General features: G+C 72.3%; 14 protein-coding genes. 5 read left to right on the top strand and 9 right to left on the bottom strand.

What is annotated here, in order from left to right:
- Positions 1–2: 2 nt before the first annotated feature.
- The gene (gene rimP, locus CP983_RS12155; protein ID WP_125529585.1) at positions 3–500 is read right to left on the bottom strand and encodes a ribosome maturation factor RimP; all 498 of its coding nucleotides are present in this window, start codon (positions 498–500) and stop codon (positions 3–5) included.
- A gap of 324 nt (positions 501–824) precedes the next feature.
- Here rimP and CP983_RS12165 point away from each other — a divergent pair, with 324 nt between their 5' ends.
- The 3 genes from CP983_RS12165 to CP983_RS12175 are packed head-to-tail and all read left to right on the top strand — an operon-like array spanning position 825 to position 2,787.
- Positions 825–1,376, top strand: a complete 552-nt coding sequence (locus CP983_RS12165; RefSeq protein WP_150499603.1) for a hypothetical protein — start codon at positions 825–827, stop codon at positions 1,374–1,376.
- On the top strand, positions 1,373–1,837 hold the full coding sequence (locus tag CP983_RS12170) for a DUF4439 domain-containing protein (RefSeq protein ID WP_125529587.1): 465 nt from the start codon (positions 1,373–1,375) through the stop codon (positions 1,835–1,837). Before CP983_RS12165 ends, CP983_RS12170 begins: the two co-directional genes overlap by 4 nt.
- Before the next feature lie 50 nt (positions 1,838–1,887).
- Positions 1,888–2,787 (top strand): aminoglycoside phosphotransferase family protein, encoded by a 900-nt coding sequence (locus tag CP983_RS12175; RefSeq protein WP_107902259.1) that lies wholly within the window; start codon positions 1,888–1,890, stop codon positions 2,785–2,787.
- Between the two features lie 143 nt (positions 2,788–2,930).
- Here the strand turns inward: CP983_RS12175 and CP983_RS12180 are convergent, their stop codons facing one another.
- From CP983_RS12180 to CP983_RS12200, 4 genes are all read right to left on the bottom strand, one after another.
- On the bottom strand, positions 2,931–3,473 hold the full coding sequence (locus CP983_RS12180) for a hypothetical protein (protein WP_229915063.1): 543 nt from the start codon (positions 3,471–3,473) through the stop codon (positions 2,931–2,933).
- A gap of 302 nt (positions 3,474–3,775) precedes the next feature.
- On the bottom strand, positions 3,776–4,513 hold the full coding sequence (locus CP983_RS12185) for a WhiB family transcriptional regulator (protein WP_150499605.1): 738 nt from the start codon (positions 4,511–4,513) through the stop codon (positions 3,776–3,778).
- Complete coding sequence (locus tag CP983_RS12195; protein ID WP_229915064.1) at positions 4,510–5,622, bottom strand: BN159_2729 family protein; 1,113 nt, start codon at positions 5,620–5,622, stop codon at positions 4,510–4,512. The genes CP983_RS12185 and CP983_RS12195 overlap by 4 nt, the downstream gene beginning before the upstream one ends.
- A complete protein-coding gene (locus CP983_RS12200) occupies positions 5,619–6,209 on the bottom strand; it encodes an RNA polymerase sigma factor (protein WP_229915065.1) in 591 nt (196 codons plus the stop codon). Before CP983_RS12200 ends, CP983_RS12195 begins: the two co-directional genes overlap by 4 nt.
- Before the next feature lie 313 nt (positions 6,210–6,522).
- On the opposite strand from CP983_RS12200, the gene CP983_RS12205 reads away from it, so the two are divergent.
- Both CP983_RS12205 and CP983_RS12210 read left to right on the top strand, forming a co-directional pair.
- A complete protein-coding gene (locus CP983_RS12205; protein ID WP_229915066.1) occupies positions 6,523–6,945 on the top strand; it encodes a helix-turn-helix domain-containing protein in 423 nt (140 codons plus the stop codon).
- Positions 6,946–7,151: 206 nt separating this feature from the next.
- Positions 7,152–7,379, top strand: coding sequence for a hypothetical protein (locus CP983_RS12210; protein ID WP_229915067.1), 228 nt, complete (start codon positions 7,152–7,154; stop codon positions 7,377–7,379).
- A gap of 90 nt (positions 7,380–7,469) precedes the next feature.
- Here CP983_RS12210 and CP983_RS12215 read toward each other — a convergent pair whose 3' ends face one another.
- The 4 genes from CP983_RS12215 to ispG form a co-directional block, all read right to left on the bottom strand.
- Complete coding sequence (locus tag CP983_RS12215) at positions 7,470–9,173, bottom strand: proline--tRNA ligase (RefSeq protein WP_150499607.1); 1,704 nt, start codon at positions 9,171–9,173, stop codon at positions 7,470–7,472.
- 72 nt (positions 9,174–9,245) lie between these two features.
- Positions 9,246–9,812, bottom strand: a complete 567-nt coding sequence (locus tag CP983_RS12220) for a GNAT family N-acetyltransferase (RefSeq protein ID WP_125529437.1) — start codon at positions 9,810–9,812, stop codon at positions 9,246–9,248.
- A 26-nt stretch (positions 9,813–9,838) separates the two neighbouring features.
- On the bottom strand, positions 9,839–10,687 hold the full coding sequence (locus CP983_RS12225; protein WP_150499608.1) for a GNAT family N-acetyltransferase: 849 nt from the start codon (positions 10,685–10,687) through the stop codon (positions 9,839–9,841).
- 294 nt (positions 10,688–10,981) lie between these two features.
- Entirely contained in the window at positions 10,982–12,139 is a 1,158-nt protein-coding gene (ispG, locus tag CP983_RS12230; RefSeq protein ID WP_150499609.1) for a flavodoxin-dependent (E)-4-hydroxy-3-methylbut-2-enyl-diphosphate synthase, read from the bottom strand.
- Positions 12,140–12,296: the final 157 nt, after the last annotated feature.

Below are 12,296 nucleotides of genomic sequence, written 5' to 3' on the forward strand. Positions count from 1 at the left end.
GGCTACGCCTCCTCTTCCTTCTTGTCCTTGCGGTTGAACTCGACCTGCACGCGCGCCTTCTCGATCTCCGGGAAGCCGAGTCTGCGGCTGGTGGCCTTGCGGCCCTTGACTCCGGGCACTTCGAGATCGAGGCCCTCGTCGTCGACGTCCAGGATCCGTGCCACCAGTTCCCCGCCCTCGGCCAATTGGAACTTCACCAGCCGGTCGACGGCACGCACGTAGTGCCGGTGCTCCGTCAGGGGGCGCTCAGCGCCGGGGGTGCCGACCTCGAGGGTGTACTCGCCCTGGCCCATCGCGTCGGTCTCGTCGAGCTTCGCCGAGAGCTCGCGGCTCACATCGGCGATCCGGTCCAGGTCCGCCCCGGTGTCGGAGTCGACCACGACACGCAGCACACGCTTGCGTCCGACGGAGTCCACTTCGATCTCTTCGAGATCGAGGCCCTGAGAGCTGACGAGCGGTTCCAGAAGTTCTCGCAGCCTCTCGCTCTGGGTGGTGCTCATCCGGGTGACTCCTCGGCCGCGTGTGCTGTTGTGGGATGGGTCGCGTGTCTGGTCAAAGGGTATCGGGTCGCGAGGAGTGTTGCGTCCAGCCTCCGGCGGCGGGGCCGCGTCGCCCAAGGGGTCGGGACTGCGGGTTCGTGGGCGAATACGGGCTGCCCGTGGCTGCTCGCGCCCGCGCGGCGGAGCCGCATGTCGACACGGCCCCGCGCCCCTTGAGGGCGGCTGTCGAGCCGGTGACATGACTATGCCGGACGCGCGGGTACGGTGATCAGCGGCGGGCGCGTCCCGCCTGCGTGTTCGTACGAGTCCCCGAGGACGTGTGCCGTGCCGTACCCCCCGCCCTCGCGCCACCCCTCGGGGCCGCGCCGAAGAGCCCTGCTCGCCTCCGTCGCCGGTGCCGCCCTGCTGGTGGGCTGCACGTCCCGGCCCGACGAATCGGACGGCGGGACGAGCGGCAGTCCGTCGCTCGCCGAGAAGGCACGCGCGCGTGCGGCCCGCGACAGCGACGACCTGGTCGGGCGCTACGACGCCGTGCTCGCCGCCCATCCGGTGCTGGCCCCTGTGGTGGGGCCGTTGCGGGCGGAGGCCCTGCGGCACGCGGCGGCGTTCGGCCCGGATCCGTCGGCCGGATCACCCACGCCGTCCGGGACGCCGACCGGCGGTACGGCGTCGCCGTCGGCCTCACCCTCCGCGAGCGTGTCCGTCCCGACGGACGAGCGGGACGCGCTGGCCGGCCTCGCCGCCGCCGAACGGGCGCTCGCGGACCGGCGGGCGAAGGCACTGCTCGACGTACCCGGTGAACTGGCGCGGCTGCTGGCCTCGGTGGCCGCGGCCGGGGCCGTGCACGCGTACCTGCTGACGGAGGGGGCCAAGTGAGCGAGGCGAAGAAGGCGACCGTCAAGGCCCTCCAGTCGGCGCTCGCCGCCGAGCACGCGGTCGTGTACGGGTACGGCGTCGTGGGGGGCCGGATCAGCGAGGAGCGGCGCTCGGAGGCGCGTGCGGCGTACGCGGCACACCGGGCGCGGCGGGACGCGCTGGCGCGCGAGGTGAGCGACCGGGGCGCCGAGCCGGTCTCGGCGAGCGCCGGTTACGCGCTGCCCTTCCCGGTGCCGGACTCGGCCGCGGCCGTGCAGTTGGCCGCCGAGCTGGAGGACCGGGTGGCCGGGGTGTACTCCGACCTGGTGCGGGCAGCCGAGGGGGAGCTGCGGGGCAGGGCCGCCGAGGCGCTGCGGGAGGCCGCGGTGCGCGCGGTGCGCTGGCGCGGCGGGAGCGTAGCCTTCCCTGGGCTCGCCGAGCGTGCGGGCACCGCGGCCCCGTCGGAGGCGCCCACCGCCTGACGGGGACCGCAGCACACGTACGGGCAGTACGGGAAGGGAACGACTCGCGCATGGCTTTCGAACCGCCGCAGCGTCTGGTCAGGGCGCTCGGTGAGACGGCACCGGACGGTGACGACTGGTTGGAGAGGCTGCCGGAGGCGGCCCACCAGGCCGTCGCGCTACGCGAGTTGACCGTGGAGCGGGTGCAGATGCCCGGTGGCCGCAGCAGCCTGGTGGTCCTGGTACGGCAGCCGGACGGCACCCCGGCGGTGCTGAAGCTCGCGCCGCCCCGGGCCCGCCCCGAGAGCGAGCGGGCCGCGCTGGCGCACTGGGGCGGCACGGGAGCCGTACAGCTTCTGGAGCCCTTCGTGAGCGAGGGTGTGCTGCTGCTGGAGCGATTGCGTCCGGATCTGTCGGTGCGGTCGCTGCCGGAGGCGAAGGCGTTGCTGGAGGCGGCGGGGACGCTGCGGCGGCTGTGGGTTGAGCCCCCGGCCGGCCATCGCTTCGAGACGGTGGCCGAGCGGACGGGGCGGCAGGCCGAGGCGATGCGGGCGACCGCGTCGGCGGACGCCGAGGTGGCGACGCTGGTCGACGCCGCGCTGGCCGCTCGCGAGGAGCTGCTGGCCGCGCCGCCCGAACGGCGGTTGCTGCACGGGACGTTCCGGCAGAGCAAGGTGCTGGCCGGGGAGCGGATGCCGTGGCTGGCGGTGGGGCCGGATCCGGTCGTGGGTGAGTGCGCGTTCGATCTGGCGCGTCTGGTGCGGGACCGGGTGGAGGATCTGATCGCCTCGCCGTCGGGTGCGGCGACGACGCGGCGGCGGGTCAAGCGGCTCGCGGAGTCGCTGGAGGTGGACCAGGAGCGGCTGCGGGGGTGGACGCTGTTCCGGGCCGTGGAGTCGGGGGTGCGGGCCCGCCGGGTGGGGCGGCCGCAGGACGCCGAGTTGCTGCTGGAGTTCGCGGGCTGGCTGTAGCCGCCCCGGCGCCGGGTGCCGTGGACGGGACCACGCCCCCCTGCCGTGGTCGGAGCAGAGGGGCGTGGTGGATCCGGTCGACTTGCCTCCCGAGCCTGCCGACCGGAGTCTCGGGGGTCGCCGGGACGGCCGTCCGGGCGACCTCAGTGTTCGCCGGGCCGCAGAGGCATCACCGCCGCCCATGTCTCGGCGGTCGCGCCGAACAGGGTCCCCTCCATCGCCAGCAGCCGGGTGTGCGGACGGATGTGAGCGGTCTGATCGGGGGGCGCGGGAGAGTCCGGGATGACCGGCTGGGCGTACGGGACATGGGCGAACAGCGGGAGGTCGGCCGGTGACAGCCGCCAGGACAACTGCCGCCCGCCGGCCTCCACGCACAGCAGGTGCGGGCCGTCCGGTCCGGAGCCGGCGTCGGGGGTGAGGACCGCGCTCGACGGGTGCAGCGCCGCCAACCAGGCGAGCAGATGGGCGCGTTCGTGCCGGGTGCGGGTCAACTCCCGCTCGTAGGAGTCGGCGTGCAGCCGCCAGCGGTCGCGCTCCTGCCGACAGGCGTCCAGCTCGCGCCCGAGACGCTGCCGGGACCCCGTCCGCCGCGCGAGGGGCTTGCCGCGGCGCCGCAGCGCTCGCAACAGGACGGCGGCGGCACGGCCGAGGGGGCCCGGGCTCCGGGGGTGACGGGTTCCGGGCACGTCGGGCAGGGGATCCGACGGGGGCGAGGACATGAGGTACTCCGATTGCGGTGAGGAAACGTCAACTCGGCTCGCCGGACGCCCCGGCGGGGTGTCGGACGGGAGCACGGAGGCGGGGCTTCTCGCACTGGGCACCGGCGGAGCCGGTATGGCGACCGGGGTCGCGGGGCCTGGCCTTCTCCGGCCGGTCACCGGTCGAGCCGGTACGGCGATCGGAGTCGCGGGGCTAGGCCTTCTCCCGCCGGTCACGGGTCGACCCGGTTCGCCGATCGAGGTCGCGGGGCCTCGCCTTCTCCCGCCGGTCACGGACAGGAGCCCGTACGGCGATCGGGGTCGAGGGGCCCGGCCTTCTCCAACTGGCCACGGGTCGAGCCGGAACGGCGATCCAGGTCGCGGGGCCTCGCCTTCGCCAATTGGTCACCGGCCGACCCGGTTCGGCGATCGAGGTCGCGGGGGCTCGCCTTCGCCAGCTGGTCACCGGCCGACCCGGCTCGGCGGTCGAGGTCGCGGGGCCCGGCCTTCTCCCGCCGGTCGCGGGTCGAGCCGGTTCGGCGGTAGCGGCCGGCCTCCCTGGCGTTGGCGGCGCGGCATGCTTCGTCGACGGGTTCGCCCCGGCGCAGGTGCCGTTGGTAGGCGGCGCGGGTGCCGCAAGGGGCGGGCAAGGGGCGCGGGGACACGGCCGGGGCGCGGGGTACGGCGCGATCGGCGGGCTCACCGGGCCGGGGTGCCGGTCGGCGCTGCTGTGCCCGTGACAGGTTCGCGGCGCGCTCCAGGTCATGCCGCTGAGGCCCCGTCAGTCCGGCCACGACGCCCTGGCGACGGCACCGGGGCAGGCCCTTCTCCCGTTGCAGCACGGCGGCCAGGCACGGTTCGAGCACCGGACAGGCCGCGCAGATGGCGACGGCCGTCGACCAGGAACTGCGCGAGAACCAGAGGTCCGCATCCCGCTCCCCGCAGGCGGCGTTCGCCTCCCAGACCCGCGAACCCCCGTCCGCTCCCGCCTCGCCCGGGAACCGCGCACCACCCCCACCGGCTGTCATACGACCGGCCCGATCGGGCCGCACATCGGTCCGGAGGGCACTGTCGGCACGGGTAACGCCCGGTCGCCGGGCACGACGTCCGGCACGACGGCACGCACCGGCGCCAACGGCCCCAGATGCACCGCCAGATTGACCAGGGAGCACCGCTCGGGCCGGCCGTCCAGGGACATCAGGGGCATGCCGTCATGACTCCGGCAGCCCTGGAAGTACCAGACGTCACCCTGCGCGTCGCGCTGCGGAAGCGCCAGGTCGTACGTGACGCCGCCGAGCCGGAAGAGATGCGTCTGCGGTCCGGGCGCGGAGGAGGCGGGGGCGGGTGCCGCCAACGGGATTGCGGTGGGCAGCGTCGTCACGGGTGAGGCTGCCGCGGGCAGAGCCACCACGGGTGAAGTTGCCGCAAGCGGAGGCGCCACTGGCGAGGTTGTCGCAGGCGAAGACACCACGGGTGAAGGCGCCGTGGGCGAATGGGCCACGGCCGGAGTTGCCACGGGCGAGGGTGCTACCGGTAAGGGTGCCGGGGGCGAAAGGGCCACGGCCGGTGTCGCCGTGGGTGTGGCTGTCGGCGCCGGGGCTGCCGCAGGCGTAGGTGTCGTCGAAGTCGCGCCGTGGGCCACCACCGTCACCCGGACGCCGCCGCGCTCCCCCTCGCCGACCACCGTGTGGGGGCGGGTGCCCGCGCCGACGGCCGTGATGCCGAGGTACGCCCGCCAGCGGGCCCATGGGAGGGGGCCGTCGACGCGGAGCACGACCCGCACCCGGTCGCCGTCCACGCGGACCCCGGAGGGACCGGTGTGCCCGGCCAGCCGGCGTTCGATGGCGTGCGCGAGGGAGCGGGCCCGTGCGCAGGAGGCGTCCCAGGCCAGGGCCTTGCGCTCCAGGTCGGTGAGCGGGCGCGGGGCCGGGGCCCAACCGCCGTCCGGAGTCCAACCGCCGTTCGGAGTCCAACGGCCGTCCGGGGTCCGGTGCAGTACGACGCCGAAGGAGCGCCCGGGATCGACGAGGAGGCGGGCCGTGTCGAGCGCGTGCGCGACCGCGGTCGCCCGGTCGGCCCCGGTGGACTCCAGTACCGCGCGGATCACGCCGACGGCGTGCGGGAAGTTGCTGTTCACACGGACACCGCCCCGGTCGGCCGGCGCAGCTTGCGCAGCGCGCGGTAGGTCAGCGTCTTGACCGCGCCGACGCTCCTGCCCATCGCCAACGCCGTCTCCTGCGGCGTCAGTTCGTCGAGGAAGCGCAGCTCAACGCAGTGCCGCTGCTGGGCGTTGAGGGTGTGCAGGGCGGTGCGGACCGTCTCATGGGCCTCGACGGCCTCCAGTGCGCGCAGGACGAGCGCCTCCGCGTCCCGGCCCGCCTCCCCCGGGTCGTCGAACTCGGCGACCGGCGTTTCCAGGCGGGTGCGGCCGCGGCCGAGTTCGTCGAGGTAGAGGTTCTTCGCGATGGTGGTCAGCCAGGCAGCGAAGGCCGTGCCCTGCCAGCTGAAGGCGTCGATGCGCCGCAGGGCGCGGGTGAACACCTCCTGGGTGAGGTCCTCCGCCAGGTGTCTGTTGCGCGTGCGCACCAGCAGGAAGCCGTACACGAGGCGGTAGTGCTGGTGGTACAGGGCCGCGAACGCCTCCCGGTCGCCGGTGCGGGCCCGGGCGACGAGCTCGGGTTCCGGGTCGCCCGCAGCGGTGATGGCGTTGTCCGGTAGGGACACGATCGGTTCTCCCGTCGATCTCGGTCCAACGAATCTCAACGAATCTTCAATATTCATGTAGATGTAGATTTCCTGAACGTACGAAAGCGCACGCCAGGAGCCGCGATCCACATCCGGAGCCATCTACAGTCTTCATGTAGATGCAGATTGTGTCAAGATATCTACGGAGCGTGAGGAAGAGCGCGCTCCGGCGGCGGCCGGGGGCGCGCGGTTGCGCGGTCGCCTGCATGGTGCTTCCGCACGCTCCCGAAGCCCTCACGACCGATCTGCGATCTACTTGCGCTTGTAGATATTGATGCCGGATCCTCGATGCGTGACGATCCAGCAGAGCAGCCCAGGAGACCCGGACCCCGGCCAGGATCCGCCCCGCCGGGACGAGGACCTGGCGGCTCTGCTCGAACGTCTTCTGGCGCAGGTGCAGGACAGAACGCAGAAGGACCTGGCGGCCGAGGCCGGCATCTCCTATCCGACGCTGAATGCCTGGATGAACCGCACTCGCGGCACCTCGCGCATCGATCCGGAGAAGCTGCGGGCCATGGTCGAGGTGTTCCGGCGCTGGGGCGTGCGGACCACGCCGAGGGAGTTCTTCGAGGCGGTCGGCCGCCCCGTTCCGGGACCCAGCGGGGACGAGCGCGAGGCCCGGCTGCTGAAGCTGTACCGGCAATTGCCGGAGGCACGTCAGCGGGCACTGCTGAAGGACGCCGAGGCGATGCTCCAGGTCAGCCGAATCGGCTGAGGTCAGGGGCTCGTTTTCGGCCACCGGGCCGCACCGCGGGTGTGTGCCGGGTGTGACGGACGCTTCCGGTGCGACGGGAGAATATGACGAAACTCCTCACGCACCCGACCGCCGTCGGTACCATCAGTCAGCCGCTGACCTCCCGGAGCGGATCACTCATGCCGTAGTGCATCCCTGGGGAGACAGTTGTGTGCGTCCACATTGCCGTGACAGACGGTCTGGCGAGCATCGCGGTCTGGGACCCGGACGAGGTCAGCATCCGCGTCGCCAGAGGTGCCCCGACGCGTGACGTGCTCCGCGAAGTGGCGGACATCCTGCTCATCGATCTGGGCGCCCCCGGCTCACGGGGCGGGCCCCTGCGCTGCTTCTGCGGCATGCGCGTCGAGCTTCCGCACGAACTCCTCCCCCGCGTGCTCACGGCCGAGGCGGGCTGAACCCGGCTCGCGGCCTGAAAAGCAGGACCGTCCCCCATCGTGTGACGCTGTGTCACACGGCGAAGGACGGTCCAGGGGGTTCGGGTCGCGTTACGCCGTCAGGCGGGCGATCGCCTCGTCCACCGTCAGTTCCTCGCGCTCACCGGTCCTGCGGTCCTTGAGCTCGACGACGCCCTCGGCCGCGCGCCGCCCGGCCACCAGGATCTGCGGTACGCCGATCAGCTCCGAGTCGGTGAACTTCACGCCCGGCGAGACACCGGCGCGGTCGTCGCACAGGACGCGCAGGCCGGCCGTGGCCAGCTTCTCGGAGACGTCGAGGGCGAGTTCGGTCTGGAGCGCCTTGCCCGCGGCGACCACGTGGACGTCGGCCGGGGCGACCTCGGCCGGCCAGCACAGGCCCTTGTCGTCGGCGGTCTGCTCGGCGAGGGCGGCGACGGCACGGGAGACGCCGATGCCGTAGGAGCCCATGGTGACGCGGACCGGCTTGCCGTTCTGGCCGAGGACGTCGAGCTTGAGGGCGTCGGCGTACTTGCGGCCCAGCTGGAAGATGTGGCCGATCTCGATCGCGCGGTCCAGGTTGAGGCCGGTGCCGCACTTCGGGCAGGGGTCGCCGTCCTGGACGACCACCACGTCGACGTACTCGTCCACCTCGAAGTCACGGCCCGCGACGACGTTCTTCGCGTGCATGCCCTCCTTGTTGGCGCCGGTGATCCAGGAGGTGCCGGGGGCCACGCGCGGGTCGGCGAGGTACTTCACCTTCTCGCCCAGGCCCTGCGGGCCGACGTAGCCGCGCACCAGGTCCCGGTTCTCGGCGAAGTCCGCCTCGGTGACCATCTCGACGACGGCCGGGGCGAAGTGGGCCTCGACCTTGCCCATGTCGACCTCGCGGTCGCCGGGGACACCGACGGCGACGATCTCGCCGTCGACCTTGACCAGCAGGTTCTTCAGGGTGGCGGAGGCCTCGACGCCGAGGTGGGCGGCGAGGGTCTCGATGGTGGGGGTGTCCGGGGTCGGGATCTCCTCGAGCGCGGCCACGCCGGCGGCGTCGACCGGCTTCAGTTCGTAGGTGATCGCCTCGGTGTTGGCCGCGAAGTCGCAGTTCGGGCAGTCCGCGAAGGTGTCCTCGCCGGCCTCGGCCGGGGCGAGGAACTCCTCCGACTTCGAGCCGCCCATCGCGCCCGCGGTAGCGGCGCAGATGCGGTAGTCGAGGCCGAGACGCTCGAAGACGCGCTGGTAGGCCTGGCGGTGCAGGGCGTAGGACTTGGCGAGGCCCTCGTCCTCGGTGTCGAAGGAGTAGGAGTCCTTCATCAGGAACTCGCGGCCGCGCAGGATGCCGGCCCGCGGACGGGCCTCGTCGCGGTACTTGTGCTGGATCTGGTAGAGGATGACCGGCAGGTCCTTGTAGGAGGACGCCTGGTCCTTCACCAGCAGGGTGAAGATCTCCTCGTGGGTCGGGCCGAGGAGGTAGTCGCCGCCCTTGCGGTCCTTGAGCCGGAACAGCTCCTGGCCGTACTCGTCCCAGCGGCCGGTCGCGTCGTACGGCTCACGCGGCAGCAGCGCGGGGAGCAGCACCTCCTGGGCGCCGATCGCGTCCATCTCCTCGCGGACGATGCGCTCCACGTTGGCGAGGACGCGCTTGCCGAGGGGCAGCCAGGACCAGATGCCGGCCGCCGTGCGGCGGACGTAGCCGGCGCGGACGAGCAGCTTGTGACTGAGGACCTCGGCGTCCGCCGGGTCGTCGCGCAGCGTCTTCGCCATCAACTGGGACATGCGCTGGACCGGTACGTTGGCCATGGTTCTCGTACTCCTGCCGGATGTGGGTTATGGCAGGAGGTTAGCCGGGCGGTACGGGACGGTGGAAATCGGTTAACGACGGCGCAGCGGGAGAGGGGCGCCCATCACGGCGTACGGCTTGGGCGCGCTGGGGAAGAGGACCTGCCGGGCGAGGTCCTCGTAGCCCAGGGAGTGGTAGAGGCCGCGGGCCGGGCTGTCCACGTCGATCGCCGAGAGGATCGAGCGGGGTTCGACGGCGCCGTCCGTGATCGTGGTGATCAGCGAGCGGCCCACGCCCCGGTTCTGGTAGCGGGGGTGGACGTGGAGCTCGGTGATGACGAAGGAGTCGTCGAGCCACCTGTCGTGGCCCTGGGCCCGGAGGTAGGGCTCCACGACCGTGGACCACCAGTGGGTACGGTCGTTGGGCATGCCGTAGACGAAGCCGACGAGGGTGCCCGCGGTGGTCGCGCCCAGGGCTCTCGCTCCCGGGTAGGTCATGTGGCGCAGAACGATCTGCCGGCGTACGGCGACCTCGTCGGGGCCCAGGCCGAACGCCACCGCCTGGACGGCCAGTGCCTCGTCCACGTGGGCCGAGAGGTCCAGGGGGCCGATCACGATGTCGTCTGCTTGGCGGCGGTGTGCGTGACCGGGAAGGCGCATGGTGGGGAGCCTACCTGGACGGACCTTCAGAACAGGACGCTCATGAAGGCGCCGACCTCCTTGAAGCCGACCCTCTGGTACGTCCTTCGCGCCGCCGTGTTGAAGTCGTTGACGTAGAGGCTGACCACCGGGGCCACGTCCGCGAGGGCGTAGCGCAGGACGGCCGCCATGCCGGGGGCGGCGAGGCCCTGGCCGCGGTACTCGGGGGCCACCCAGACGCCCTGGATCTGGCAGGCGCGGTCGGTGGCGGCGCCGATCTCGGCCTTGAAGGCGACCTTGCCGTCCTGGTCGAGGCGGGCGAAGGAGCGGCCGGAGCCGACGAGTTCGGCGACCCGGGCCTGGTAGAGAAGTCCGCCGTCGCCGGCCATCGGGGAGACGCCGACCTCCTCGGTGAACATCGCCACGCAGGCCGGCATGATCGTCTCCATCTCGTCCTTGCGGATGCGACGGACGTACGGGTCCGGGGCGATGTCGGCCGACATGCGGTCGGTGATCATCAGGGGCTGGTGGGAGCGGATCTCGCGGGCCGGGCCCCAGTTGGGCTCCAGCAGGCGCCACAGCTGGGCGGTGGACTCCGCGGGGCCGACGATGGAGGAGCAGCGGCGGCCCGCGCGGCGGGCGCGGTCGGCGAAAGCCCGTACGGCTCGGGGGGTGGCGCAGATCGGGACGAGGTTGGCGCCCGCGTAGCACAGGGACGTCAGCATGCCGTCCTCGTACCAGCCCCACATCTCGCCGCCGAGGCGCCACGGGTCGAGGCCGGCGATCTGGACGCGGGACGTCACGAAGGCGTTCGCGACGGGCTCGCGGTCGAGGACTGCGAGCGCCGCGTCCAGGTCACTCGGTTCGAGGACCCGTGAGGTGGTCTGGGTCAACACGGTGCGGGGGCCTCACGCTGGGGTTCTGCTGGTCCCCGCACTGTACCTGCGGAAGCTTTGCCGTGCCGCCCCTCGGCTGCGCCGCCGGGCCGGGCGCCCAGGAGCTCGGTCGCCAAGGAAGGCGGCGGCTGCGGGCCCGCGGGGGCTGGTCGCGCAGTTCCCCGCGCCCCTGGGGGCCTGCGGCCGCCCCATCCAGCCCGTCCGGCGTTTGAGGACGAGGCCCGTTCAGGGCCGAAGCGGGGGTCCGGGGATGGCAGCCCCCCGGGGACGGGTAGGGGCGGCGGGGGCGGAAACTCAGCCCGCGACCGCCACCGACGGCTCGCCCGATGCCACGCCGTCCGCCTCCATCTGCTCGGCGATCTTCATCGCCTCCTCGATGAGGGTCTCGACGATCTTGGACTCGGGGACCGTCTTGATGACCTCGCCCTTGACGAAGATCTGGCCCTTGCCGTTGCCGGAGGCGACGCCGAGGTCGGCCTCGCGGGCCTCGCCGGGGCCGTTGACGACGCAGCCCATGACGGCGACGCGGAGGGGGACCTCCATGCCGGTCAGGCCCGCGGTGACCTCTTCGGCCAGCTTGTAGACGTCGACCTGGGCGCGGCCGCAGGACGGGCAGGAGACGATCTCCAGGCCGCGCTGCTTGAGGTTCAGGGACTCCAGGATCTGGTTGCCGACCTTGACCTCCTCCACCGGCGGCGCGGAGAGGGAGACGCGGATCGTGTCGCCGATGCCCTGGGAGAGGAGGGCACCGAAGGCGACCGCGCTCTTGATCGTGCCCTGGAACGCCGGTCCGGCCTCCGTCACACCGAGGTGGAGGGGGTAGTCGCAACTCTCCGCCAGCAGCTGGTAGGCCCGGACCATGACGACCGGGTCGTTGTGCTTGACCGAGATCTTGATGTCGCGGAAGTCGTGCTCCTCGAAGAGCGACGCCTCCCACAGGGCCGACTCGACCAGGGCCTCGGGCGTGGCCTTGCCGTACTTCTGGAGCAGGCGCCGGTCCAGGGAGCCGGCGTTGACGCCGATGCGGATCGGGGTGCCGTGGTCATTGGCGGCCCGCGCGATCTCCTTGACCTTGTCGTCGAACTGCTTGATGTTGCCCGGGTTGACCCGGACCGCGGCGCAGCCGGCCTCGATGGCGGCGAAGACGTACTTCGGCTGGAAGTGGATGTCCGCGATCACCGGGATCTGGGACTTGCGGGCGATCGTGGCGAGCGCGTCGGCGTCGTCCTGTGTGGGGCACGCCACACGCACGATCTGGCAGCCGGAGGCGGTGAGCTCGGCGATCTGCTGGAGCGTGGCGCCGATGTCCGTCGTACGCGTCGTCGTCATGGACTGGACCGAGACCGGAGCGTCCCCGCCGACCGGGACGGTCCCGACCTGGATCTGACGGCTCTTCCGGCGCTCGGCGAGCTTGGTCGGTACGGACGGCATGCCGAGAGAAATCGCAGTCATCTGCTGTGCAACCCCAAGTCGTGGATCAAGGTCCGGTCCCGTCAGCAGCGGGCTCCAGGCTTCGAGATTACGGCACCGGACCAGACCCCAGCACATCACGGCCCGTAAACCCACTCATTCGAAGGCGGCCCGGGACAAAGGATCCCGGGCCGCTTCG

The sequence above is a fragment of the Streptomyces chartreusis genome, assembly GCF_008704715.1.
In the GTDB taxonomy this organism is placed as follows: Bacteria; Actinomycetota; Actinomycetes; order Streptomycetales; family Streptomycetaceae; genus Streptomyces; species Streptomyces chartreusis.